Raw genomic sequence first — 25,248 nt, forward strand, 5'->3', positions numbered from 1 at the left:
ATGAAAATGACATTAAAAATTGCATGTTATGGTGTCCGTTCTAATGAGAAAGATATATTTGAGTCAAAAAATAAATATGGATATGAGTTGACTTTAATTAAGGAGTTATTAACTGAAAAGAATATTGAAACAGCTAAGGGTCATGATGCTGTTTTACTTCGTGGCAATTGTGTCGCTAATCGAAGAAATCTTGAAAAGTTGAAAGAATGGGGAATTAATCTTATTTTTACACGAACAGTAGGGGTTGACCACATTGACTTAAAAGCAATTAAAGAGTTGAATCAAGTGGTGGCACGTGTACCTGGCTACTCCCCTAATGCGATTGCTGAATTAGCTGTAACGATGGCGATGAATTTGTTGCGTAATGTCCCTTATACTACTGAACGTACAGCACATCATTATGATTTCCGTGTACTTCCCCGGATGTTTAGTAGAGAAATTCGCAATTGCACAGTGGGTATTATAGGGTGTGGGAGAATTGGTGTGACGGAAGCGCGATTATATCAAGGATTAGGCGCACGTGTGATTGGCTATGATATTTATCAATCGGATAATGCCAAATCAGTTGTTGAATTCAAAGATACGCTTGATGAGCTTTTGGCTGAAGCAGATGTTGTTAGTTTACATGTTGCTTATATTAAAGGGGAAAATGATCGCATGATTAATGCTGATTTCATTTCTAAAATGAAAAAAGATGCCATATTGATTAATACCGCACGAGGTGAAATTCAAGATAATCAAGCAATTATTGATGCACTGAAAGCAGATAAATTATATGGGTTTGGAACAGATGTTTTACCTAATGAAAGACCAATCTTTTTCAAAACATTTGATCAATTGGATGCTATTCCAGATCAAACAGTTCGTGAATTAATTGCACTTTATCCTCGCGTTTTGATTACGCCACATGTGGGATCAAATACAGATGAAGCGGTTAAAAACATGGTTGAAACGTCAATGGATAATTTCCATGAATATTTACAAACGGGTGCAGTGACTAATCGGGTACAGTAAGAATAGAGACTTACTAAAATAAAACGAAATCTATGCATATATCGAAAAGTGATAGTAAGACAAGAGCGTAGTGGTTTTTATTTAAGACGCTTAAGCGGATATCTTGTTGAAGTGTTGGTGAATGTAAAAAAACACCAACACTTTTTTATTCGAAAAGGTTCATAAAAAGGGAGAACAAGTTAAAATTGATAATGGTTATGCAATAGATAACTGATGTGAAGATAGTAAACAGTAATCGAAATGAAAATAAAAACGTATCGTAGAAAGAAGATATAATAATTGAAAAAGGGAATGCTACATTATAAAATATGAGCAGATTGCTTTTATATAGAATCAAGAAAGATAGATAAAATAAAGATATTATTTTAACCCAAATACAGTAGGAAGAGCATACGCTAATCCTAACATAATGAAACAAGCGGATATGACACCAAAAGCAATAGGCAATAGAGCCTTTTTAGGAGGAAGACCCAAAAAAGCAGCAATCATTGCGCCAGTCCAAGCCCCTGTTCCTGGAAGAGGGATAGCAACGAACAAAAAGAGTCCAAGGCGTACGGAATGTGGATATTTTTTTAAGAGGGCAGTGCCTTGAGCACGGCCTTTTTTGATCATTTTTTTTGCAAGAAACTGGAAAGGACCTTTCAAAGCACAATGGTCGAGTACTCTCTCCACGAGTAGAATAATGAATGGAATAGGGATCATATTCGCTATAACAGTCAGTACGGCAGCTTGTTGCCAAGGAACGCCAAGTAGGCTAGCGGCAATGAGCCCCCCTCTTAATTCTAATAGCGGAAATAAAGATAAGATAAATATGATGAGTGGAGCAGTGAAGTAATGTTGAAAAAAAGTAACAATAAGCTGAATCATAGGGTTCTCCTTAAGACATATAAAAAAAATATAACAATCGTCCTTTTATTGTCTAGTATTGACGAATAAAAGTAAAGTGTAAGACAAATAGGTTGAGAAGAGAAACGCATGGATAGAATTTTAAAAATTAAGTCTATTTCTTAATGAATAGGTTAGTGTGATTGAGGTTATTAGGTCCAAGAGAAAGAAAAGTATAATTGATTGATTATTTGAGCGTAGGATTGTAGTGTGCGCGTTCACCACCGATAAATTTGGGGCGCATGCGCGCAGCGTTAACAAAAGCCTTCCCTAACCAATGATGGACGAGCCTAATGGGGACAGCGACTGATTTAAGATGCATGCCAATCAGTGTGTTGCCAATATCTAATCCAGCATCTGCTTGAATGGTTTCGATGGCAACAGGATCAGCTAATCGTCGATAAGCACCTGTTGCAAAGGCACCACCAGCTTTAGGAAAAGGGACAACATTGACTGGTTCTGATAATGGATGTATTTGATGGGAAACAATTAAAGCCGGTTAAGGTGTTCACAACATTGTGCTGCTACATTAATTTTGAATTGGAGAAAAGTTCGATAAAAAGTATCAAAAACAACTTGCCCCAGTTCTTCAGAAGAATGAGTGCCAATGCAATCTTCCATTATTTCACTGGTAGAGCAGCCCAATAACGACAAGTTGGTCCGCTTGTAAGTGGGCTTTTTCAATGAGTTCTTGGGCGATAAGTTGAGCTTGCTTTGAAATATTTTTCATAAAAACATGACCTACTTTCTATAAAATGTTTCTTGAGAAGATGTTGGTTTCATTATAGAAAAAAGTAAATGAATCAGCAAGCAAAGGTTAGATAATAGAAAGTGAGAAAAGCTGCAGTATAGAGTCTTTACACAGATGTTGCAGACATACTATGATTGAACAATGTTATTTGACAGGGATTGAAAAGGTTTCAGTCTATGAAAAGATATCAAAAACAAATGAGAAAGTAGCGTGAAAAAAGTTGAAACGGGTGAAGCAAGCGGGGTTTTTAATCGAAAAAGTGGAAGACATCGCCCTTGTGGAAAGTGATAGCCTTGAAACCACTGATCGTGGGGAGCGCGGATTTGGAAGTATGGGGAGATGAGAAAACGTGATAGCGTATGAAGATTATCTAAAGAATATAAGTTATAATATACGTAAGTTATGTGCTGAAAAGAAGGTTACTTTGTCATTATGGTATCTGCTCTTGTATTGGGAAGCCAAAATGGTTTTGTCATTGGAGCGATTACAGCTTTAGTGTCGAATATCTTTTTAGGGCAAGGTCCTTGGTCCCCTTGGCAGATGTATGCTTGGGGGATGGTCGGTCTGTCTGTAGGAGCCATGCGGCATACGCTCTTTATGAAGAATAAATAGCTACGCATGTTGTATGGTTTAGCTATCGGCTATTTCTTTGGATGGTTTATGAACTTATGGGCGATTTTAGGAAGTAATTTGTCCCTGACTTGGTCGAATATTTTCGCGTATGGGGTTTCTTCCTTCTTCTTTGATTTGGCCCATGGACTGTCGAATGTGTTCTTCTTGGGGATTTTTGCCTCGTCATGGATACAAACCATTCGTCGTTTCAAAGAAAAGTACGGCTTATTTCCAGAGATCTCGTAAAAGGAGTTATTGAAACAAGTCTACTTTACAAGATGTAGAAACATAAAAGGCGTATCTTCCGCTTGGGAGATACGCCTTTTTGAGCGGGAAAGAGTTGTTTTAATAGCTGAGGAGTGGCTTAGTCTTCTTGACCAGAAGGGAGAGTCTCTTCTTCTAAGGGTCCTTCTTGTTTTGCGGGGAGAAGGGCGGCTTCATTGGAGACTTGGTCGATGACAATATCTTCTTGATCGTTCAAGGCAAAGTGGACGTGATGAAGATCAGGATTTTGTAAGAAGGCATCGGCCACTTGGTTTTCGATCTGGTCTTGAAGGACGCGACGGAGAGGACGGGCCCCGAGCTTGGCATCGTAGCCAAGAGTAACGAGCCGGTCTTTGACTTCGTCGGTGACTGTTACGCGAATCGCTTGAGGGAGAAGCATGGTGTTCATCGCTTCTAACATCAAGTCGACAATTTGAATGAGTTCTTTTTTGGTTAGGGCTTGGAATTCCACGATAGCGTCGAAACGATTGAGGAATTCAGCCTTGAAGAAGTCCTTGAGGTGACGCAGGACGGAAGTTTGCTTGCCTTGCTTGCTGGCGGCAAAGCCAACGCTCGCTTCCACGCCGGCTGTTCCGGCATTCGAAGTCATGATAATCAAGGTGTCTTTGAAGGAAACGGTGCGTCCTTGAGCGTCGGTCAATCGCCCATCTTCCATTACTTGAAGGAAGAGATTCAGGACGTCGGGGTGGGCTTTTTCGATTTCATCTAATAGGATGAGGGAGTAAGGTTGCCGCCGAACTTGCTCACTTAACTGTCCAGCTTCTTCATAGCCGACATATCCAGGAGGGGCGCCGATGAGTTTGGCCACGCTGTGTTTCTCCATGTATTCTGACATGTCGAAGCGGATCATGGCGTCTTGGCTGCCGAAGAGGATACGGGCGAGTTGCCGGGCGAGTTCGGTTTTCCCGACTCCTGTTGGCCCGACGAAGAGGAAAGATCCGATCGGACGGTTGGCTTGGTTAAAGCCCACACGGTTTCTCCGGATAGCAGCACTAATGGCGCTGACTGCTTCTTTTTGGCCGATCACGTGAGCATTGAGCTGGTCTTCGAGATGGATGAGTTGGTCTTGCTCCTGGGCTTGAAGTTGTCCAACAGGAATACCTGTTTTGGCTTCGACGAGTTTTTGAATATCTTCAACCGTTACGGTAGGTGTCGTTTCGGAGACGGCTTGGTTATTATCGCGCATCTCCTTGTAGTGCTTGAGTTGGTCCCGATAGTAGGCGGCTTTTTCGTAGTCTTCTGCTTCGGTGGCCATGGTTTTAAGCCGATCGAGTTCTTCGATTTGTCGATTGAGAGTCTCACTATCGAGGAAAGGAATGGTGAGGTTCTTCTTAGAACCAGCTTCATCGAGAAGGTCGATGGCCTTGTCAGGCAGTTGACGGTCTTGAATGTAGCGGTTGGAGAGGGTCACCGTTGCCTTGAGAGCTTCTGGTGAGAACTTCACCTGGTGGAAGCTTTCGTATTGAGGGGCGATCCCTTGGATGATGGCGAAGGACTCTTCAATACTTGGTTCTTTGACTGTAATCGGTTGAAGACGACGGGCGAGGGCGCTGTCCTTCTCAATCTTTCGGTATTCGTTAAGTGTGGTGGCCCCTACTAATTGGAGTTCTCCACGAGCGAGGGCAGGTTTGAGAATATTGCCGGCGTCCATAGAGGAATTCTCTGCACTTCCTGCACCGACGATTTCATGAATTTCATCAATGAAGAGAATGATCTGAGGATTTTGGGTAAGTTCTTGGATCAATTGGTGCATTTTTTCTTCGAATTGGCCACGAACGCCAGTCCCTTGTACGAGAGAAACGACGTCTAACTGGATCACTTCTTTGTGTTGAAGTTTGACTGGGACTTCTTTTTGGATAATTTTTTGAGCGAGGCCTTCCACTACGGCAGTTTTTCCGACTCCGGCTTCTCCGATGAGAACGGGATTATTTTTGGTGCGTCGATTGAGAATCTCAATCAAACGTTGGATTTCTTTATCTCGTCCAATGATAGGGTCATACTTGCCGTTCCTGGCGAGTTCTGTCATATTGGTTCCGAATTGTGCTAAGAGCCCTTGAGATTGGGACTGTCCCTGTTCGGAAAAATGAGGAGACTCTTGGGAAGAGTGGACTTGTTCTTCTTGGACATGGCGGAAGAGATCGCCGAGTTGGTCCCAGTAAGAAGGTCTATTGCCTTCTGGTGTACTTGTTATAGCGGATGGACCATGGATCATTTCTGCATAACATTTTTGACAGAGGTTAATGGCTTGTCGTTGACCGTTAATATTGGCGTACATGTGGATCGCCGCTTGCCTTTTTTTACAACGTTGGCATAGCATAAGTAATCACGCTCCTTTTTTTAAGCATAGGAATCTTGGATGAGATCCTATTTGACACCTCTAGTATACATTGACCTTATTTGACTTTCAAGTCATTTGTTAGGAAAGTTTGGGTCTCTTGTGAAAATTTTGCTTGTGACAAAATCACTAAGATAGGTTGATAAAATGGGGTTTTTGAAGAATTAAAATGGATAATATTTGCTTTAAAGAGTTGTCAGGTCAAGGAATTAATGGTAAATTATTCTTGTAACGGTTTCCTTGATAACTTAATCGCATGAATCCGTCGCGCTTAGCATTTTATACATTTTATATATAAAGGAGAAGAAGAATATGAAATCTTTAGAATTTAACGTTATTGCAGAAACGGGTATCCACGCGCGTCCAGCAACTTTGTTGGTTCAAACCGCAAGCAAATTTAAATCAAATATTAACTTAGAATATAAAGGTAAATCTGTAAACCTTAAATCTATTATGGGAGTTATGTCCTTAGGGGTTGGCCAAGGGGCTGATGTTGTCATTTCTGCAGAAGGTGAAGACGAAGAAGAAGCAATGGCAGCTATTCAAGAAACCATGAAAAATGAAGGGTTGTCAGAATAATATGAATAAAATTACAGGTATTGCTGCTAGTGATGGGTATGCCATTGCTAGAGCTTTCCTCCTTGAACAACCGGATCTTACTTTTGAAGAAACCAAGTCTGATCAACCAGAAGTAGAAGTCGATCGGTTAAACAAGGCTTTAGAGGAAAGTCGTGAAGAAATCACTAAAATTCGTGAGATCGCTAAAGGACGTTTATCTGCTGAAGAAGCAGAGGTCTTCAATGCGCATCTTCAAATGCTAGATGATCCTGAAATGATCAGCGCTTATCAACAGAAGATTAATGATGAAGGCTTAAACGCTCAAGCTGCTGTTCGTCAAACCGCTGACTTCTTCATTACGATTTTCAAATCTATGGAAGACAATCCTTATATGCAAGAGCGGGCAGCTGACGTCAAAGATGTGACGGATCGTCTCATTGCTCACTTAATAGGTGCAAAAGTGCCTAACCTCAGCTTAATCGATGAAGACTCTGTGGTGGTCGCTTATGACTTAACACCTTCTGACACTGCTCAATTGAACCACTTTGTAAAAGGTTTTGTCACCAATATCGGTGGGCGGACTTCGCACTCTGCTATTATGGCACGGAGTTTAGAAGTAGCTGCTGTTGTTGGAACCTCTGAAGCTGTTGAAAAAGTGGAGGATGGTCAAACGATTATCGTTGATGGGTTTGAAGGAGAAGTGATCATTGATCCTGATCAAGCAACTATTGAAGCTTATCAACAAAAGGCAGAAGCCTTTGAAAAACAAAAAGCAGAATGGGAAAAACTCAAAGAAGCGAAAACCCTCACCAAAGATGGAAAGCATTTTGATATTGCTGCTAATATCGGGTCTCCTAAAGATTTAGAAGGGGTACATGCGAATGGGGCAGAAGCTGTCGGCTTATATCGGACAGAGTTCCTCTACATGGATAGCGATCACTTCCCAACTGAAGAGGAACAATTCGAAGCTTATAAGGAAGTTTTGGAATCTTTAGATGGCAAGAATGTTGTGATTCGGACCATGGACATCGGTGGGGACAAGAAGCTCCCTTATCTTCCATTAGAAGAGGAAATGAATCCCTTCTTGGGTTATCGGGCGATTCGGATTTGTTTGCATCAAACCGACATGTTCCGTACTCAATTACGGGCCTTATTAAGAGCTTCTGTTTATGGCTCCTTAAGCATTATGTTCCCAATGATTGCCACTTTGGAAGAATTCCGTCAAGCCAAAGCCATCTACTTGGAAGAACGCGAAGCCTTAATTAAGGATGGCGTGGCTGTTTCTGATGATATTCAAGTAGGGATGATGATTGAAATCCCTGCAGCGGCTGTTTTAGCGGATCAATTCGCTAAGGAAGTGGATTTCTTCAGTATTGGAACCAACGACTTGATCCAATACAGTATGGCTGCTGACCGGATGAATAATACGGTTTCCTATCTCTACCAACCTTACAACCCAGCTGTGCTTCGTTTGATCAAATTCGTGATTGAATCTAGCCACAAGTATGGGAAATGGACTGGTATGTGTGGGGAAGTCGCAGGGGATCAAACGGCTATTCCATTACTTGTCGGAATGGGCTTAGATGAATTCTCGATGAGTGCTACCTCCATCTTGAAATCACGGGCTTTAATGGCTAAATTAGACAGCAAAGAATGTCAAGGATTAGTCAAACAAGCTGTGGAAGAAAAGACCACTTCCCAAGAAGTTCAAGAATTAGTTGAAAATTATGTGAATGGATTAGACTAATCCTTCATTTTGAAAGAAAAGACCACCTCTAAGTGAAATTGCTTAGAGGTGTTTTTTTGTCTCCTCGATTAGCTGATGAGATATTGTTAACCTGTTCTTTTATTAGTATAATAGTCAAAAAACGATAACAAAAATTTGCCCTTGCTTAGGGAGAGAAGTGGCATTTCATAGAAAGAGAAGAGAAAGGTATGGAAAATTATGTGAATGCCATCAAAAGACATCCTTGGCTGATTATATTGGGGTATAGTTTATTGATGTCAGTCATTTTGTATGTTGCAGAAGAAGAATTGGTGTATCAAGGCCTGGAGGAATTTAGATTGCCTAGAAATTCTTTCGGAATGGTTCAAACAATGACCTATGAATGGGCCATAATATTTAGCTTTATAGTTGTTAACATGGGGGGGTGTTTTGTGGCTGGGTTATCGCTAAGGTGATGAATTTGGAAATTCCTTTTAAGGGAAGCTTGCGAGCTGCTTTGATGGCTTATATCACGCGTTTTATTTATGATGTTTTAACTCTTTTACTCTTATATTTTGGAATGAATGGTTTAAGTGGACATTCTCCCGTACATACACTCATTAATTACTATAATCCGGTGAATCTCGTGTATTACTTTTTAATTGGGGATTTCTTGAAGACAGTCTTTAATAAAAAGTCGACATATGGAATCGTAGGGTTCGTATTAGTTTTTCAATCTTTATTGGGCCTATTTGTGGGGGCTTGGATGGGAGCATGAAGAAAACACAGGTGCTTCAGCTTGAAACTATGGTTTGGAGTGAGAAGGAGAAAAGGATGAAAGCCCCCTCTTTCTAAAGCCTTCTTATGGTGAAAGAAGAAGACCTATGCTACAATAGAGAGGCTAAAAAAGATCACTTTCTAGTCAATAAAAAGCGAAGAGACAGGAGCGTATCATGAAGGTTGGATTATTTACAGATACTTATTTCCCTCAGACGAGTGGGGTAGCGACTTCTATTCAGACACTGAAGAGAGAATTGGAAAAGCAGGGTCACCAAGTTTATATCTTTACGACCACAGATCCGGAGTCCGTAGAGGAAGAAGGCGTTTATCGGTTTGAATCCATTCCCTTTATCTTCTTTAAAGAACGGCGGGTAGCGGTGACTACCTTGTGGCCGGTATATCGCTTGGCCAAGAAGCTGGATTTAGATATTATTCATACCCAGACGGAGTTCTCAATGGGGATTATGGGGGTCATGGCGGCTCGAAAGTTGCAGATCCCTGTGGTTCATACCTACCACACCTGGTATGAGAATTATATTCATTATATTTTGAATGGACACTTAGTAAGTAAGGCAGCTGTTCGCGCTTATACGCGCTTCTTCTGTTCCTTGGTTCAGCAGGTGATTTCACCGAGTGAGATGATTAAGGAGGTCTTGACCAGCTATCGGATTACTCAACCGATCACGGTCATTCCAACAGGCGTCGCTCTTCCTGAACCTTTAGAAGAGAGTCGAATCCAAAACCTGAGGGAACGGTTAGGTTTAGGAGACGATCACTTGATGTTATTGAGTGTGAACCGAATCGCTCAAGAAAAAAACCTCGATACGCTGATTCAGTGGATGCCTGAAGTCCTTCATTCGGTCCCTAAGGCCCGCTTAGTCTTAGTTGGGGATGGCCCTGAAAAGGAAAGTCTTGAAAAACTGACCCATTCTTTAGGCTTAGATGAGGAGGTTCAATTTACGGGAATGATTCCTCATGAGGAAGTTCAGGCTTACTATCAAGCAGCGGATCTTTACTGTAATTTATCGGTAACCGAAACGCAGGGGATTACCTTTATTGAAGCTTTGGCCAATGGTTTGCCCCTTATTGCTATGAAGAATGATTACTTACTGAGTCTTGAGAAAAGAGCCCCTTTTGGGAGACTATTGGAGCACGCTTCTGACTTTCCAGAGGCGGTGGCAGATTATGCGGACCATAGGGAGGACTTCTGCGGAAATGTGGAAGTTTTGAAACGAGAGATTTCTCAGGAAACCTTCGGCCAGCGGATCTTAGATTTGTATCAAAGACTGATCAAAGAAGAGAAGAATCAGCAAGATTCGGACGACTCTTCTTTCTTAAAGAAAATTTCGGAAAATATATGGCCATTTTCGTAACTTCTCTCTTTTCATTTTCGGTGAGTTTGTTACAATTAAACATAAAGGAATTGAAAGGGGATTGAGAATGAAACCTTCACAATTAAAAGCAATTATTTCTCGCTTAGAAGCGATGACCGCTGAAGGATCAGAAATTGATGTTCGGCGCTTTGAAAAAGAGGGACAAGAACGGTGCTTGGTGCGTTATGATCGCGAAGCAGATAGTTTTGAATTAACAGAACCAGGCGCGGATCAAGTGTTCTCATTTGATGATATTGATCTTGCCGCTATGGAAATTTTTGATTTGATTGATTAGATACAAAGTTAAGGACTTTTTTGGATAAGTCCTTTAAAGAATGTTCTATCGTTGGGATAGAGCATTTTTTGCTAGGGGAGAAAGGAATATCTAGCTTTCAAATTCTCTAAAAGGTAGTGTATAATGTAAGCCTAGAGAAAGTAGGGAAATTATGAGCGAGACATTAGAACATATAGCAGCAGTCTTATCACAAAGAGGTCTCTTGAAAGATCAGACTTTACCAGGTCATCAAGAAGTGACCGGGCTGACCTTCAACTCCAGAGATGTACAAGAAGGCCAGATCTTCTTCTGTAAGGGGAAGGCCTTTAAGGAGGCTTATCTCAGAGAGGCTTTAGAGAGAGGCGCTTGTGCCTATATCAGTGAGCAGACTTACTCTGTAGAAGCACCAGCCCTTATTGTGAAGGATATTCGCTTAGCCATGTCCGTAGTGGCTGATTTTTTCTATAAGAAACCTTATCAAGCCTTTCATCTGACTGGAATAACAGGCACCAAAGGGAAAACCACGACAACAGGCTATTTGCAGTCGATTTTCCAAGAAGTAGAGGGCAATCGTTCTGCTTATTTATCCTCTTCTCACTTTGATGATGGCCTAGAAGCAGGCGCCTCTCACATGACCACGCCAGAAGCCTTGGAACTCTTCCGTCGGCTTGATCACGCTAGAGAGAGTGGGTGTCAGTATTTCACCATGGAGGTGTCGAGTCAGGCTTTGAAGTATGGCCGAGTGGCTGAAGTGGAATTTGAAGTAGGAGCCTTTTTGAATATTTCACCGGACCACATTAGTCCTGTGGAACATCCGAATTTTGAAGATTATTTCCAGAGTAAATTAAAACTCTTCCAACACTCTAAGGTAGCTGTTTTGAATAAGGATAGCGATCATTTTGACCGGATTTTACAAGCGGCCCAATCGTCAGAGACGGTGGAGAAGATCCTGACGGTTTCTATGAAAGATGAGAGTGCTGATTACTATGCCTGTGAGGTTGAGTCTAAGCCAGAAGGGGAACACTTTACCTTGAAGACCGCAGATTTTACAGGACGAGTTGTTATGGCCATGCCGGGAATTTTTAATATTGAGAATGCTTTGGTGGCGATTGCGATTGCCCGGTATTATGGTGTGTCTTATGCAGACATTTTGAAGGGCTTGGCCCGTTGCAAGGCTCAGGGAAGAATGGAGATCTATCATTCCAAGCGTTACCCTATTCAAGTGGTAGTAGATTTTGCTCACAATAAGTTAAGCTTTGAGAAACTTTTCCAAGCTGCACGTGAAATGTATCCAAAGGCCAAGGTGACGATTGTGTTTGGCGCCCCTGGCAATAAGGCAGAGTCTCGACGCAAGGACCTCGGACAAGTGGCTGGAAAATGGGCAGATCATATTATTGTCACCATGGATGATCCAGGAACTGAAGATCCTCAGAAGATTTCAGAAGAAATTTTGGTAGCTATTCATGAACAGAAGGCGACCGCTCAAGTGGTGATTGATCGTCCAAAGGCGATTGCCTTAGCCTTTGATCAAGCGGTAGAAAGTCAAGAAGAGACGGTTATTCTTCTAGCTGGCAAGGGGGATGAAGACACGATGAAGCTTGATGGCAAGGACTGTCCTTATGCCACGGATACCTACTATGCCTTAAAAAAATTAGAAGAGCTCGATCGTTAGCCTTCAATAGAAGAATGATCTGAGTGAAGAGAGCCTTAAACGGCGAAAGGAGGAAGTCATGAAGATTAAGCATATTGGCCTTTTAGGGTTAGGAACCGTTGGATCGGGAGTGGCCCGGATCATTCGTGATCACCAAGAAAAAATTCAAAATCAGTTTGGCTTTTCTGTTCAAGTGGACAAAGTGTTGGTCAGAGACCCTAAGAAGATTCCCGAAGAGTTTCGGGGAAGTTTTACAGTGGTGAGTGATTATCGAGAGATTATGGAAGATCCAGCGATTGATCTCGTGGTTGAAGTTATGGGAGGCATTGATTTTGCAAAAGAATGTCTAGAAGCTGCCTTCTTTAACCACAAGCCGGTAGTGACTGCCAATAAGGATTTGATCGCTGCTTACGGTAAGGACTTAACGAGGCAAGCAGAGGAAGCAGGAGTTAGCCTCCGCTATGAAGCCTCTGTAGCTGGAGGTATCCCGATTTTAAGAGCTTTAAGAGAGAGCTTGGCGGGAGACAAATTAGAGAGTGTTACCGGTATATTGAACGGAACGACCAACTTTATCTTGACGAAGATGACCCAAGAGGGGGCAGACTATGCAGAAGTTCTCAAGGAAGCTCAAGCTTTAGGGTTTGCAGAAGCGGATCCAACGTCAGATGTCGACGGACTGGATGCTTTGAGAAAGGTCGTTATTCTCTGTAAGATTGCTTTTGGAGCGGATGTCCCTATGGCAAAAATTCCAGTTCAAGGGATTCGTGAAGTGACCCCACAAGATATTCAACTTGCCAAAGACTGGGGGCTGGTGATGAAACTCTTAGGTCGGATCCAAACGTCGGAACAGGGAGAAATTTTTGCGGAAGTCGCTCCTTTCTTAGTGGCTAAAGGTCATCCGCTTTCCCAGGTAGATCATGAAATGAATTCCATTTACACCCAAGGGAAGGCTTCAGGCACTTTGATGTTTTATGGGGCAGGGGCTGGTGAACTCCCAACGGCGTCTGCGGTTTTGGGAGATCTCTTAACGATTTGCCAAGAATTGGAACAAGGCGTTCGACCAGTCGCTTTTGCCCGGTATGAGCAGGAATTGGCATGGATGTCAGAAGATGAAGTTCAAGCTCGTCACTTCTTCCATTTGGCGATGGCGAAGGATAGTCAATCTCTCACTCCCCTTTTAGATCAGTTAGGGATTCACTTAGAGAAGAGCCTTGTAGTCCCTCATGATTCCAAAGAGGGCTGGACGGACTTTGTAGGGATAACAGAGCTTATCTCGTACGCTCAACGACAAGAGTTTATGGCAAAGGTAGAAGCGTGTGACCAGCTTGTCTTGCGGTCTGTCTATGGACTGATGGATTAGAGGGAACATGTGAAAAAGGTGAAAGAAAGGAAGGATCAGATGAAACGATTACGCGTTCCAGCGACTTCTGCGAATTTAGGCCCAGGATTTGATTCCTTAGGCTTGGCAGTGAACCTTTATCTCAACCTGGAGATCGTAGGGGAGAGTGAAGAATGGATTATTCACCATGATTTGGGAGAAGATCTTCCCAAGGATAAGAATAATCTGGTGATTCAAACCATTAACCAACTTGCGCCTGAACTCTCTCCTTTAGAGATGCGAATGACCAGTGACATCCCCATGACGCGAGGATTAGGATCGAGTTCAACAGCGATTGTGGCTGGTATTGAAGTGGCCAATCATTGGGCTAACAAGGGATGGACCTTGGAAGAGAAGATTAATCAGGCCAATCGTTTGGAAGGGCATCCTGATAATGTGGCCCCTTGTTTAGCAGGGGGACTGGTGATTGGAGTAGCTCTTCAGGAAGATGAGGTCTTATGGACGAAGACCAGTTTCCCGGATGCGCACTTCCTTGCTTTGGTTCCTAACTACCACCTTTCTACCCGGCAGGCACGCTCCGTCCTCCCCAAAGAGTTTTTTTTTAAGGAGGCGGTTCAAGCGAGCGGACTGGCTAATGTCCTGGTTGCTAAACTAATGCGTGGCGACTTAGAAGCAGCAGGGCGCTTGTTGGAGCGGGATCGGTGGCATGAGCCGTTTAGGCAGAGACTTGTCCCAGAATTGGAAGCAGCAAGAAAGCTTTTAGCAGACCAAGATGGGGTCTATGGCACCTATCTGAGCGGTGCAGGGCCAACGGTGATGACACTTGTCCATGCCCAAAAAAGCCAGCAAGTAGCCCATCTTCTCAGGAAAAACTTCCCAGAAGCAGTTGTTTATGATCTTACGCTTGATGAGCAAGGCTCTTGCTGGATAGAAGACTAAAACATGGAGAGATCTCTTGAAGAAATCGGCGTTTAGAGACGTCGATTTTTTAGCTAAAAGCTACACTCTAGCCTAGTCATCAAGGGATGTCTTTCCAAAGAATTATGCTATAATATAAGAGAAAAATGGCACCAAAGGAGGCGCTTATGTTTTTAGAGAATTTTTTACCGACTTGGCTATTGGAGAGTATTTATGTCCTGACGCCTGATCGATTAAAAGACTTACAGGTCAAAGGAATTATCACTGACTTGGACAATACAATCCTAGCTTGGAATCAACCCGATGTGACCAAGGAATTGGAAGAATGGGTGAACACCATGCAAGCCAATGGTATTCAGGTGATGATTCTCTCGAATAATAACAAAAAACGGGTCCGTCGTGTGGCTGATCCTCTGGGCATTCTTTACTATCATTCTGCAAGGAAGCCTTTTAGAAAGGGATTGCGCTATTTATTAGGAGAGTCTGGTTTGAATGAAGCAGAAGTGATCTATATTGGCGACCAGCTGTTGACCGATATTTGGGTGTCGAATCGTCAGGGGATTCGAAGTGTTTTAGTACGTCCAATTCTAGATACGGATATTATTTGGACCAAGCTTAATCGAAAAATGGAAAATTGGATTTTTAGCCGATTACAAAACAAATATACCGAATTGAAATGGAGAGATCATATTGACTAATCAAGAAAGTTACATCGACTTGCGGTGTATAGGATGTGGAGCGTTTTTGCAGACCGATCATCCTAAAGAACGAGGTTATACGCCAAATAGTGCCTATCAAAAGGGACTAGAAACTGGCGACTTGTACTGTCAGCGGTGTTTTAAACTCCGGCACTATAATACGCTCGATAAGGTTCAAATGACAGCTCAAGAGTTCTTAATGAGTTTGAATCAACTGGCCGAGAAGGACGTTTTAATTGTGAATGTAGTGGATGTGTTTGACCTAGCGGGGTCTCTGTTGCCCGGTTTGCAACGTTTTGCAGGAAACAATCCGATTGTATTCGTCGCTAACAAAGTTGACCTCCTTCCTTCTTCGGTGAAGGAGAATAAGTTGATTGCCTGGATGAAGCGCTACCTCAAAAGCCAAGGCATCAAAGTTGCCGGAATTTTCCTAACGAGTGCGAAGAAATATCGGCAGATGGATGAGTTGTTGGATTTTATCAATGCTCACCGAAAGGGAAGAGATGTCTATGTCATTGGGGTCACCAACGTCGGAAAGTCGACCTTGATCAATAGCCTCCTAAAGAGTCGAGGCCTTGAGGGAGATGTGATTACGACAAGTTACTTCCCAGGGACGACCTTGGATGTGATTGAGATTCCTTTGGACGACCATTCTAAACTTTTGGATACCCCAGGGGTCATTCAAGAGGGACAGATGACGTCTCTTTTAGAAGCTAAGGCTTTAGCTCAAGTCCTTCCTAAAAAAATGGTGAAACCGAGAACCTACCAGTTGAATCCTGGACAGACGCTCTTCTTGGGGGGGTTGGCTCGGTTTGACTTTGAAGGAATGAAGAGAAGTGGAGTCACCGTCTATCTTTCTAATGCGTTAGACATTCACCGTCGGAAGACAGAAGGAGCCGACGCCTTTTATCAGAAGCACTTGGGATCTTTGTTAACTCCACCTATGGGAAGACAGGCGGATTGGCCGGAGATCAGGCGGCATGCCTTTACTTTGAAAGAAGCACAAGATCTAGCGATTGCTGGTCTGGGGTGGATACATTGCCCAGCAGATAGTCGCGTAGCAGTTTATGTACCTAAAGGAATTGACGTGATTCTTCGTCAGCCTCTGATTTAAGAAGAGAGGGGAATAAGTATGAATAACAAGCAGAAAAAAGCCATTAAACAGGTGGGGCAGTTCTTAAAACCTATTTTTCAAATTGGAAAAAATGATTTAACCGATGAAATGATTGAACAATTTGACTATGCCCTTGAAAAGAGAGAAATTATAAAAATTAGTATTCTACAAAATTCTGCAGTGACTGCAGAAGAAGCATTAGGGGAACTTGAAGAAGCTTTGCATTTAGAGTTTGCTTATAGTATTGGACATACTTTGGTTCTCTATCGGGCTTCTCAACAAATGAAGAAACGCGATCTTTCTTTAAGAGTAGCAGCCTTAGAGGGTTAGGGGACGCTTGATTGTGGCAAAACAAGAGGTAGATTTAGCGTTAGACATTCAAACAGAAAGAGCCGTCTTTCTTCCTCAAAAAAGAATTGGGTTGATGGGAGGCACTTTTAATCCTGTTCATGTGGGACATTTGCTAATGGCTGAGCAGGTCTATGACAAGTTAGGATTAGATCGTATCGATTTTATGCCTAGTCATTTTCCCCCGCATGTGGATCCTAAAAAGACTCTGCCAGCTGAAGACCGTTTAGAGATGCTGAAGTTGGCTTTAGGGGATAACCCACATTTTGGCTTGGAAACTATTGAGTTAGAACGCCTAGGCAAGTCTTATTCAGTCGAAACGTTGGAAATCTTAACCACCCTCCACCCAGAAAATGAATATTACTTTATTATTGGGGGAGATATGGTAGATTACTTGCCTAAGTGGTATCGGATTGAAGATTTGGTGAAGATGGTTCACTTTGTAGGAGTGAAGCGACCGGGGTATGTGGGGCAAACGTCCTCTTTCCCTATTATCTATGTTGATAGTCCCTCCTGCGACGTGTCTTCTACCGCGATTCGGCAAGCGGTAGCGAGTGGACACAGTATCCGCTATCTTGTTCCAGAAGCGGTGCGACACTATATCAAAGAAAAGGGGCTTTATTATGAGCAAGGATGAAATTAATTATTCAAAATCTTATGTTGCCGTTGATCGGGAGAAGATTGTTCATTCCCTCCAATCTGAACTTTCTCCTCACCGCTTTCAACATTGTTTGCGGGTCGAAGAGACTGCTAGACGTTTGGCTGAGAAGTATGGACAGGATAAGGAAAAGGCAGGCTTGGCAGGCCTTCTCCACGATTATGCTAAAGAAGCTTCCAAGGAGACCCTCCTCTCTTATCAGGAACATCCGGACTATGATCCTGATTGGTTGAATTATGGCAATGCGATCTGGCATGGACCGTTAGCCGCTATGCGTGCGGTAGATCAATTTGGATTGAAAGATGAAGAGATTTACCAGGCAATTTTTCACCATACAGTAGGGAGTTTGAAGTGGACGCCGACTGCAAAGATCGTTTACCTGGCAGACTATATCGAACCTGGGCGCGATTTTCCCGGGGTAGAGGAAGCTAGACAAGCCACTGAACGTTCTTTAGACGAGGGCGTGACTTATAAACTTACTCATTCTTTAACTTACCTCGTGAATAATCACTTGCGTATTTATCCGCGTACCTTAGAGGTTTATAATCAGTGGTTTGGAGACCAGGAGAAGAAAATTTAAATTAGTTGAGATGATAAAAGAAAGGAAGTATGGAATGAATCAACAAAACAGTCAGGAGTTAATGAAGTGTATCGTTCGAGCAGCCGATGACCGCTTGGGACAGGATATCTTAGCATTGGATGTCCAAAACTTAACGCCTCTTGCGGATTATTTTGTTTTAGTGACCGCCAAAAATGATCGGCAATTGCAAGCAATTGTGGAGAGTATTGAAGAAGCCATGGAAGAAGCAGGCTATACCATCAAGAGTAAGGAAGGGCAGGCAGGGACGCGGTGGTACTTGCTAGACTGTACAGATGTGGTCGTCCATGTCTTTACCAAGGACGAACGTGAACACTATCATCTTGAGAAATTATGGAGTGATGCACCGATCGTGAACCTTGAAGGAATTTTATCGGATGAAGCCTAAATATAAGAACTATCAAGTTTTTAGCCAAGTTTATCAACAGATTTTTGATGAAAGCTTGTATGACCAATGGGCAGATTATGTTCAAAGAAAGATCAAGGGGGCCTTTCCTTCTGGGACAAGCCCTCTTCGTTTGTTAGATCTCGCTTGTGGAGATGGGAGATTAGCTGTTCGCTTGGCTCAAGCGGGCTATCAAGTGAGTGGAATCGACTTATCAGAAGAAATGGTGGCCTTGGCAGAAGAATTATCGGTAGAAGAGGACTGTTATATTCTCTTCCAGCTTGGAGATATGCGGAATTTTGAAATCTCAGAAAAGGTTGCGGTGGTTACGCTGTTCTGTGATAGCTTGTGTTATCTCAAGGATGTCGACGAGATCAAGGCAACCTTTTCTCAAGTTTATCAAGCTTTGGAGGAGAAGGGCCTTTTCCTTTTTGATATTCATAGTGCCTATCAGATGAATCAAGTCTATCCGACCTTTCATTGGGTGGAAGAGTGGGAAGACGCTGTCTTTACCTGGCGGAGTGAACAAGTCCGTGGAGAAAATACCATTGATCACTGCTTGAACATCTTTGTGCAAGAAGGGGAGGACTATCACCGCTATCAGGAGTGCCATCAGGAACAAATTTTTGCACCTGATGTGTATAAAGACTTGCTAGAAGAGGTAGGCTTTCACACGATTGAAGTGTCAGCAGATTTTAAGGAAGATCCAGCTTCTTTGACAAGTCGGCGACTTTTCTTTAAGGCAGAGAAGGGGTAATTATGCAAGAAGTGTGTGGAATTATTGTCGAGTGGAATCCTTTCCACAATGGGCATCGAGCTATCCTTCAATCCATTCGCTCCCACCATCCCCAAGCGGTGGTTATTGCCTTGATGAGTGGCAACTATGTCCAAAGAGGCGAAGTGGCCATCTTAAGCAAGTGGGAACGAGCCAAGATGGGGGTGAAATATGGGGCAGATCTTGTGTTTGAATTGCCTTTTTGGCAGGCCGTTCAACCGGCAGATGGGTTTAGCCGAGGGGGAGTAGAAGCCCTCGCTGCTCTCGGAGTGCAGACTTTGGTTTTTGGGAGCGAAGTGGCAGATTTTAAACCCTATCAAGTCCTGGCAGACTGGCTAGCTAACCACCAGAAGCAGGTGGAAGGGGCTTGGCAAGAGAGAAAGGGCCCGAGAGGAGATTTTGCAAGAGATCGCCTGCAGTTTTTGTATGACCTTTGTCAGAAAGAGGAAGAGTTAAAGGAGTTGACCATTGATTTTCAGAATCGGTCCAATACCCTGCTTGCTTTTCGTTATGCCAAGGCCAACGCTGACTTGCACTCGTCCATGCGACTGGAAGCTTTTAAACGAGAGAAGCATTATGACTTCCTGTCAGAAGGGGTGGAATTGCTATCGAGCAGTCAGATTCGCCATTCCCTCTCTCAACACTTTCCAGCTTCTTCGCTAGGAGAGAGCCTTCCTCGAGAGATGGCAGAAGCTTTGGACCAGACCCCACGACTTGGCTTCTTAGCGAGCTGTTATCCTTACTTGCGTTACACACTTTTGACCCATACCCGCCCTCAATTGGCTAGGTATTACCAAGTATATGAAGGGATAGAGGGAGTTCTTCAAGAGGCGGCGAAAACTTGTGACACTTATGAAGATTTCTTAGAGAAGGTAGTTAACAAACGGTGGACGCGTTACCGGGTTCAACGGGCCTTAGTGATGGTGCTTTTGCAAGTGGAGGAAGAAGAGATGGTCTGCTTCCAGAACTTGCGGCAACCTTTAGTCCTCTTAGGGGCTACCAAGCGGGGAAGAAGCTATCTAAAAGACTTGAAAAAGCAGTCGCATTCACGGTATTCTATACTTAGTCGGATAGGGCAAGCAGAAGAAAAGCAGTGGCCTCTAGCTGTTCGGGCGGATCAGTTTTATCAGCAATTTGTGATGAAGAGTGATCAAAGCCAAGTCTTTGGGCGAACGCCTTATCTCCGGGATTAAGCATAGGAAGGAAGCAATAGAAGAAATTAAGAATGTCAAGGAAATTTAATTGACAAACCTAAAAAATATCGGTATAATTTTTCTTGTTGCTTAATGGTGGTCAATAATGAAATGGTCAATCCAAGAATTAAGTTTTTTGGCAAGAGACCCTCTTTTCCTTCAAGAAACGTTGGATCTTGAGGAAGCTCTTCAAGCCAGATGCCAAGAAGTTCTCGCTGCATCTGCAGTGGAAGTGACGGGTATGGTTCTCTATGAAGAAGAGACGGTCTTGGTTCAATTACAAATCGCATTAACGATTACGCTACCGTCTTCACGTTCCTTACAACCTGTAGAAGTAGCCATGCAGTTTCCAATGAAAGAACGCTATCTTCCTTTAGGAGTGACGCAAACTTTTGGCGATGATGATCAAACGATTGTGCTGGACTTAGAAGGAGACACAGTGGACTTAGACCAGGCGATAGTGGATAATATCCTCACGCGGATTCCACTCAAGCGCTTGACACCTGATGAATTGAAAGCAACGCAATTATTGTCGGGTGAAGATTGGAATTTAATGACAGAAGCGACCTTTGCAACCAATAAAGCCCATCAGCAGACAGGGGATCCCCGTCTTGCAAAGTTGCAAGAATTGTTCAAGGATCAGACTTCTGAGAATTAAGTTGAAACGAAATAGGAGGTGTAATGAAGATGGCAGTACCAAAACGTAAAACATCCAAACAAAGAAAAAATAAACGTCGTACTCATTACAAGTTGGAAGTTCCAGGTATGGTAGCTTGTCCAAACTGTGGTGAATACCGTAAATCTCACCATATTTGCCCAAGCTGCGGCTTCTATAATGGTGAAGACGTTATGAACGCAACAGAAACAGAAGAAGCTTAATGAAAGCAAGCTGAAGGTGTCCTTCAGCTTTTTTTACGCCCTTATTCTAGGAGACTAGGAAGAGGCGTTTTTTAATTTTGAGGATCCCGTCTTTCTCTTCTTATATAGTAAGAAATGGTTATGATTAGGAAAACTCCCTTTTTAAACGGTAAAAATTGTGCTAGTATGGAGATTGGTTGAAGCAAGAGAAAAAAGGCGACATCCTTGATCTTGTAAGAAACTTGGCCCTTTTGTTGCTTTTTTTAAGTGGTAGAGAGGGAACAATCAGCTTCTTTCAGTCTAATCTTTCGCATGAAGCTTTTGATGGGGAGAAGCTAACTATAAAATTAGATATGAAGGAGTTATTATGAGAAAATTTCGGTTAACGAGAAAGCGCAAGCAAGCCATTATCATTGCCAATGATGCGTTGAGCGTAATGGTGAGTGCGGCTTTATCGATATTTTTAATTATTTATTATGTACATTCAAATGCGGTGGAATATTTGTCCATGGCTCTCGTTTATTTCTTCGTGTATGCCTTATTGGCCCATCTTCAACATGCCTTTTTGGCCATTATTCGTTACTTCAATATACGGGATGCGAGACGGTTGATAGTTACCAATGTCGTTGCAGCGCTTGCGGCTTATGTTTTTGGTAATTTGTTGTTTGAACAGATCAGTAACCGCTACGTTTTCCTTTTGATGGTTTTCTCAGCAGTCTTCATGGTCATCAATCGGTTAGTTTGGAAGACTTATATCGATTGGAAAAATCACACCAACCAACAAAGTGTAGATGAAGATGCTCCTCGTTTGTTATTGGTTGGGGCAGGGGAAGCAGCCAACTTATTTATTAATAATTTTTCCAAGCATCCTGAACGTTTTACCATTATTGGACTTGTGGATGATGATCCCAATAAGCAAGGAACCTATCTACGGAATGTTCCTATCTTAGGATGTATTGAAGATATTCCTATGATTATCGAAGAAAAAGATATTCAAGTGATTACCATTGCAGCGCCTTCCCTTCCTTCTGAAAAGGTGGAAGAAGTTGTGGAATACGGAAACAAAAAGAAGATAACTGTCAACCAAATGCCAGAAGCAGAACGGGTGCTTTCTGGGGAATTCAAGATGGCCATGAAAGACATCGAAATCTCAGACCTCTTGGGACGTTCTGAAATTCACTTGGATGACGAACCTGCTATTCGTGCTATTCGTGGAAAGACGATTATGGTGACAGGTGGTGGCGGTTCGATTGGTTCTGAAATCTGTCGTCAGCTTTTGAAGTTTGGACCTGCTAAGTTACTTTTTGTCGGACATGGGGAAAATTCCATTTACCTCTTGGACCAAGAGTTATCCAATATGAACTTGAAACATATTCAAGCTATTCCAATTATTGCAGATATTCAAGATCGGGAGCATATGTTAGATCTTATGAATATCTATCATCCAGATATTGTCTATCATGCGGCAGCTCATAAGCATGTGCCGATGATGGAATATAATCCAACGGAAGCTGTTCGAAATAATGTCTTTGGGACTTACAATGTCGCTTGGGCTGCGGATAAGGCTGGCGTGGAAAGATTTGTTATGATTTCCACGGATAAGGCGAACAATCCACCTAACATTATGGGAGCTACCAAACGGATCTGTGAAATGATTGTGACAGGATTTAATGAGCGGTCTCAAACGACCTTTTCAGCCGTTCGATTCGGAAACGTGTTGGGAAGTCGGGGATCTGTTATTCCACTCTTTAAGAAACAGATTGCAGCTGGAGGTCCTGTGACGGTGACCCATCCAGAGATGCGGCGGTACTTTATGACAATTCCAGAAGCTTCTCGTTTGGTGATTCAAGCTTCTGCCCTCGCTAAGGGTGGGGAACTCTTTATCCTCAAGATGGGTAAGGAAGTCTACATTAAAGATTTAGCACGTAAGATGATTACTCTGTCCGGTTACACCCTTGATGAAATTCCAATTAAATATGTAGGAATTCGTCCAGGAGAGAAACTTCATGAAACCTTGATTATGGAAGATGAAATAAGTGACCGAAAAGTGGATGATAATATCTATATCGGAAAAGTCCACAATAAGAGCCTAGAAGAAATTAAAGCCTTTGTGGATACTTTAGATTTGAGTGGTCGAGATGATCATTTGATTGATAAGGTGACCGCTTTTGTTCATAGAGATGAAGAAAATGCCTTAAAAGAGAATGAAGAATAGGTAAGGGAGAAAACCATGAAAAAGATGAATATTCCATTTTCACCACCAGATATTACAGAAAAAGAAATTGAAAATGTAGTAGATGCTTTGAAGTCAGGCTGGATCACCACAGGGCCTAAGACCAAGCAGCTAGAAGCCAAAGTGGCGCAATATTGTGGAACAGAAAAGGCGGCAACCGTGAATTCTGCAACGGCTGCTATGGAAATGACACTTCGGGCTTTAGGCGTAGGACCTGGCGATGAAGTCATCACAACGGCTTACACCTATACAGCTTCTGCAAGTGTTGTGGCTCATGTAGGGGCTAAGTTAATCTTGGTAGATGTGAAGCCGGGAACCTTCCAGATTGACTTTGATCAAGTGGAAGCTGCTCTTACTGAAAAAACCAAGGTAGTTATTCCTGTGGATATCGCAGGTAAAATGGTCGACTACGATACTTTATTTGAGAAGCTAGAAGCGAAAAAAGCGCTCTATCATCCCAAAAAAGGAACTTTACAAGAAGCTTTTGATCGGGTGATTGTGATGGCAGATGCAGCTCACTCTTTAGGAGCTACCTACAAAGGAAAACGGTCGGGGGCTGTAGCAGACTTCACCTGCTTCTCTTTCCATGCAGTGAAGAACCTAACAACAGCAGAAGGTGGGGCGGCCACTTGGAAGTCCAGACCTGGAATAGATAATGAAGCCTTGTACAAGACTTATATGTTGTTGACTCTGCATGGTCAAAACAAGGATGCTTTGTCTAAGATGCAATTAGGCGCTTGGGAGTATGACATTGTGGCGCCTTATTACAAGGCCAATATGACCGATGTACATGCAGCGATCGGCTTGGCTCAGTTTGAGCGTTACGAAGACATGCTCTTAAGAAGACGAACCATTATTGAACGTTATGATGAAGCCTTTAAAGATTTGGGAATAACCTCTCTTACCCATTTTGATGAATTAGGCAATTCGAGTGGTCACTTGTACTTGATGCGGATTGCAGGTTTTGGGGTAGAAGAGAGAAATGCTTTCATTATGAAATTAGCAGAAGCGGGCATTGCAACGAATGTTCACTACAAACCTCTCCCAATGATGACGGGTTATCGCAAGTTAGGCTTTGATATCAAAGATTATCCAAATGCCTATGCGACCTATGTGAATGAAGTGACCCTCCCACTACATACCTTATTAACGGATGAAGAAGTGGATTATATTATTGACCAAGTCAAACAAGCATTAAAATAGGAGTAAAATGTGATTTTAAAAGAATGGAAAGCTTTACCTCTGAGCATGCAATGCGAAGAGGTAAAGCCTTATTATGACTACTTACAGAAGAAAAAACTTTCTTTGGCGATAAAGCGGTTGTTTGATATTATCTTGGCTTGCTTTTTGTTGATTCTTTTTGCAATTCCTATGGGGATCTTGGCCGTGATGATTAAGAAAGATTCTCCAGGGCCTGTGTTTTATCGGCAAGAACGCGTGACTACTTATGGGCGAACCTTTTATATTCATAAGTTTCGGACCATGGTGGATAAGGCGGACCAATTGGGGAGTGCCGTAACGGTAGATCAGGACCAACGGATTACCCGAGTAGGTGCCAAGATCAGAGATTATCGTTTGGATGAGATCCCTCAATTGATTGATGTTTTGAAAGGGGATATGTCCTTTATCGGGACACGTCCAGAAGTGAAAAAGTACGTGGATGCTTACTCTTTAGAGATGAGAGCCACCTTGTTATTGCCGGCAGGTATTACGAGTCGAGCCAGCTTAGAATTCAAAGATGAGGCAGCTTTGTTAGAGGGATCGGACCATGTGGATAAGACCTATATTGAAGAAGTCTTACCGAAGAAGATGGCGATTAATTTGGAAAGTTTGAAAAGTTTTAGTTTAAAAAATGATCTTATCACGATGTGGAAGACTGCTTTCGTGATGTTATAAGATAAGGACGGA

31 protein-coding genes are annotated in these 25,248 nt (G+C 42.7%); 27 read left to right on the forward strand and 4 right to left on the reverse strand.

Going from position 1 to position 25,248, the window contains the following annotated elements; genetic code table 11:
* Positions 1–6: 6 nt before the first annotated feature.
* Entirely contained in the window at positions 7–1,014 is a 1,008-nt protein-coding gene (locus AWM71_RS05800) for an NAD(P)-dependent oxidoreductase (RefSeq protein WP_060777068.1), read from the forward strand.
* A 360-nt stretch (positions 1,015–1,374) separates the two neighbouring features.
* Here the strand turns inward: AWM71_RS05800 and AWM71_RS05805 are convergent, their stop codons facing one another.
* The 3 genes from AWM71_RS05805 to AWM71_RS08735 form a co-directional block, all read right to left on the reverse strand.
* Positions 1,375–1,881 carry a COG2426 family protein gene (locus AWM71_RS05805; protein WP_060777069.1) on the reverse strand — a complete coding sequence of 169 codons (507 nt, stop codon included), beginning with the start codon at positions 1,879–1,881 and terminating at the stop codon, positions 1,375–1,377.
* 205 nt (positions 1,882–2,086) lie between these two features.
* Positions 2,087–2,389 carry a DUF436 family protein gene (locus AWM71_RS08730; protein WP_256379445.1) on the reverse strand — a complete coding sequence of 101 codons (303 nt, stop codon included), beginning with the start codon at positions 2,387–2,389 and terminating at the stop codon, positions 2,087–2,089.
* On the reverse strand, positions 2,389–2,553 hold the full coding sequence (locus AWM71_RS08735; RefSeq protein ID WP_470207128.1) for a DUF436 family protein: 165 nt from the start codon (positions 2,551–2,553) through the stop codon (positions 2,389–2,391). Before AWM71_RS08735 ends, AWM71_RS08730 begins: the two co-directional genes overlap by 1 nt.
* Before the next feature lie 317 nt (positions 2,554–2,870).
* Here AWM71_RS08735 and AWM71_RS08570 point away from each other — a divergent pair, with 317 nt between their 5' ends.
* The 3 genes from AWM71_RS08570 to AWM71_RS08140 all read left to right on the forward strand — a co-directional run bounded on the left by AWM71_RS08570 (position 2,871) and on the right by AWM71_RS08140 (position 3,508).
* On the forward strand, positions 2,871–2,993 hold the full coding sequence (locus tag AWM71_RS08570) for a dCTP deaminase/dUTPase family protein (protein WP_256379430.1): 123 nt from the start codon (positions 2,871–2,873) through the stop codon (positions 2,991–2,993).
* A gap of 86 nt (positions 2,994–3,079) precedes the next feature.
* A complete protein-coding gene (locus AWM71_RS05810) occupies positions 3,080–3,262 on the forward strand; it encodes an ECF transporter S component (protein ID WP_256379446.1) in 183 nt (60 codons plus the stop codon).
* A 6-nt stretch (positions 3,263–3,268) separates the two neighbouring features.
* Entirely contained in the window at positions 3,269–3,508 is a 240-nt protein-coding gene (locus AWM71_RS08140; RefSeq protein ID WP_062121873.1) for a hypothetical protein, read from the forward strand.
* 118 nt (positions 3,509–3,626) lie between these two features.
* Here the strand turns inward: AWM71_RS08140 and AWM71_RS05815 are convergent, their stop codons facing one another.
* A complete protein-coding gene (locus AWM71_RS05815; protein WP_060777071.1) occupies positions 3,627–5,864 on the reverse strand; it encodes an ATP-dependent Clp protease ATP-binding subunit in 2,238 nt (745 codons plus the stop codon).
* Between the two features lie 330 nt (positions 5,865–6,194).
* On the opposite strand from AWM71_RS05815, the gene AWM71_RS05820 reads away from it, so the two are divergent.
* From AWM71_RS05820 to AWM71_RS05925, 23 genes are all read left to right on the forward strand, one after another.
* Positions 6,195–6,461: a phosphocarrier protein HPr gene (locus AWM71_RS05820; protein ID WP_060777072.1), complete on the forward strand. Its 267-nt coding sequence runs from the start codon at positions 6,195–6,197 to the stop codon at positions 6,459–6,461.
* A 1-nt stretch (position 6,462) separates the two neighbouring features.
* Positions 6,463–8,187 carry a phosphoenolpyruvate--protein phosphotransferase gene (gene ptsP, locus AWM71_RS05825; protein ID WP_060777472.1) on the forward strand — a complete coding sequence of 575 codons (1,725 nt, stop codon included), beginning with the start codon at positions 6,463–6,465 and terminating at the stop codon, positions 8,185–8,187.
* Positions 8,188–8,375: 188 nt separating this feature from the next.
* On the forward strand, positions 8,376–8,621 hold the full coding sequence (locus AWM71_RS05830; RefSeq protein ID WP_060777073.1) for a hypothetical protein: 246 nt from the start codon (positions 8,376–8,378) through the stop codon (positions 8,619–8,621).
* Positions 8,591–8,923 (forward strand): hypothetical protein, encoded by a 333-nt coding sequence (locus AWM71_RS05835; RefSeq protein ID WP_144428636.1) that lies wholly within the window; start codon positions 8,591–8,593, stop codon positions 8,921–8,923. The genes AWM71_RS05830 and AWM71_RS05835 overlap by 31 nt, the downstream gene beginning before the upstream one ends.
* Before the next feature lie 175 nt (positions 8,924–9,098).
* Positions 9,099–10,298: a glycosyltransferase family 4 protein gene (locus AWM71_RS05840; RefSeq protein ID WP_060777075.1), complete on the forward strand. Its 1,200-nt coding sequence runs from the start codon at positions 9,099–9,101 to the stop codon at positions 10,296–10,298.
* 67 nt (positions 10,299–10,365) lie between these two features.
* Positions 10,366–10,593, forward strand: a complete 228-nt coding sequence (locus tag AWM71_RS05845) for a YkuJ family protein (RefSeq protein WP_060777076.1) — start codon at positions 10,366–10,368, stop codon at positions 10,591–10,593.
* 151 nt (positions 10,594–10,744) lie between these two features.
* Positions 10,745–12,244, forward strand: a complete 1,500-nt coding sequence (locus AWM71_RS05850) for a Mur ligase family protein (protein ID WP_060777077.1) — start codon at positions 10,745–10,747, stop codon at positions 12,242–12,244.
* A 58-nt stretch (positions 12,245–12,302) separates the two neighbouring features.
* Entirely contained in the window at positions 12,303–13,583 is a 1,281-nt protein-coding gene (locus AWM71_RS05855; RefSeq protein ID WP_060777078.1) for a homoserine dehydrogenase, read from the forward strand.
* A gap of 39 nt (positions 13,584–13,622) precedes the next feature.
* Entirely contained in the window at positions 13,623–14,501 is an 879-nt protein-coding gene (gene thrB, locus AWM71_RS05860; protein ID WP_060777079.1) for a homoserine kinase, read from the forward strand.
* Positions 14,502–14,647: 146 nt separating this feature from the next.
* Complete coding sequence (locus tag AWM71_RS05865; RefSeq protein ID WP_060777080.1) at positions 14,648–15,178, forward strand: YqeG family HAD IIIA-type phosphatase; 531 nt, start codon at positions 14,648–14,650, stop codon at positions 15,176–15,178.
* Complete coding sequence (gene yqeH / locus AWM71_RS05870) at positions 15,171–16,292, forward strand: ribosome biogenesis GTPase YqeH (RefSeq protein ID WP_060777081.1); 1,122 nt, start codon at positions 15,171–15,173, stop codon at positions 16,290–16,292. The genes AWM71_RS05865 and yqeH overlap by 8 nt, the downstream gene beginning before the upstream one ends.
* Before the next feature lie 18 nt (positions 16,293–16,310).
* Positions 16,311–16,622 carry a YhbY family RNA-binding protein gene (locus AWM71_RS05875; protein WP_060777082.1) on the forward strand — a complete coding sequence of 104 codons (312 nt, stop codon included), beginning with the start codon at positions 16,311–16,313 and terminating at the stop codon, positions 16,620–16,622.
* Between the two features lie 13 nt (positions 16,623–16,635).
* The gene (locus AWM71_RS05880) at positions 16,636–17,277 is read left to right on the forward strand and encodes a nicotinate-nucleotide adenylyltransferase (protein ID WP_060777083.1); all 642 of its coding nucleotides are present in this window, start codon (positions 16,636–16,638) and stop codon (positions 17,275–17,277) included.
* The gene (gene yqeK / locus AWM71_RS05885; RefSeq protein ID WP_060777084.1) at positions 17,264–17,878 is read left to right on the forward strand and encodes a bis(5'-nucleosyl)-tetraphosphatase (symmetrical) YqeK; all 615 of its coding nucleotides are present in this window, start codon (positions 17,264–17,266) and stop codon (positions 17,876–17,878) included. Before AWM71_RS05880 ends, yqeK begins: the two co-directional genes overlap by 14 nt.
* Before the next feature lie 34 nt (positions 17,879–17,912).
* The gene (gene rsfS, locus AWM71_RS05890; protein WP_060777085.1) at positions 17,913–18,284 is read left to right on the forward strand and encodes a ribosome silencing factor; all 372 of its coding nucleotides are present in this window, start codon (positions 17,913–17,915) and stop codon (positions 18,282–18,284) included.
* Positions 18,274–19,038, forward strand: a complete 765-nt coding sequence (locus AWM71_RS05895) for a class I SAM-dependent DNA methyltransferase (protein WP_060777086.1) — start codon at positions 18,274–18,276, stop codon at positions 19,036–19,038. The genes rsfS and AWM71_RS05895 overlap by 11 nt, the downstream gene beginning before the upstream one ends.
* Positions 19,039–19,040: 2 nt before the next feature.
* Positions 19,041–20,249, forward strand: a complete 1,209-nt coding sequence (locus tag AWM71_RS05900) for a nucleotidyltransferase family protein (protein ID WP_060777087.1) — start codon at positions 19,041–19,043, stop codon at positions 20,247–20,249.
* 106 nt (positions 20,250–20,355) lie between these two features.
* Complete coding sequence (locus AWM71_RS05905) at positions 20,356–20,907, forward strand: YceD family protein (protein ID WP_060777088.1); 552 nt, start codon at positions 20,356–20,358, stop codon at positions 20,905–20,907.
* 29 nt (positions 20,908–20,936) lie between these two features.
* Positions 20,937–21,128 (forward strand): 50S ribosomal protein L32, encoded by a 192-nt coding sequence (gene rpmF, locus AWM71_RS05910; RefSeq protein WP_060777473.1) that lies wholly within the window; start codon positions 20,937–20,939, stop codon positions 21,126–21,128.
* 176 nt (positions 21,129–21,304) lie between these two features.
* Positions 21,305–21,478, forward strand: a complete 174-nt coding sequence (locus tag AWM71_RS08265; RefSeq protein WP_156407348.1) for a hypothetical protein — start codon at positions 21,305–21,307, stop codon at positions 21,476–21,478.
* Entirely contained in the window at positions 21,475–23,322 is a 1,848-nt protein-coding gene (locus AWM71_RS05915) for a polysaccharide biosynthesis protein (protein ID WP_060777089.1), read from the forward strand. The genes AWM71_RS08265 and AWM71_RS05915 overlap by 4 nt, the downstream gene beginning before the upstream one ends.
* A gap of 15 nt (positions 23,323–23,337) precedes the next feature.
* Entirely contained in the window at positions 23,338–24,543 is a 1,206-nt protein-coding gene (locus tag AWM71_RS05920) for a DegT/DnrJ/EryC1/StrS family aminotransferase (RefSeq protein ID WP_060777090.1), read from the forward strand.
* 45 nt (positions 24,544–24,588) lie between these two features.
* The gene (locus tag AWM71_RS05925; RefSeq protein ID WP_201783965.1) at positions 24,589–25,236 is read left to right on the forward strand and encodes a sugar transferase; all 648 of its coding nucleotides are present in this window, start codon (positions 24,589–24,591) and stop codon (positions 25,234–25,236) included.
* Positions 25,237–25,248 lie beyond the last annotated feature (12 nt).

The organism is Aerococcus christensenii, assembly GCF_001543105.1.
Taxonomy (GTDB): Bacteria; Bacillota; Bacilli; order Lactobacillales; family Aerococcaceae; genus Aerococcus; species Aerococcus christensenii.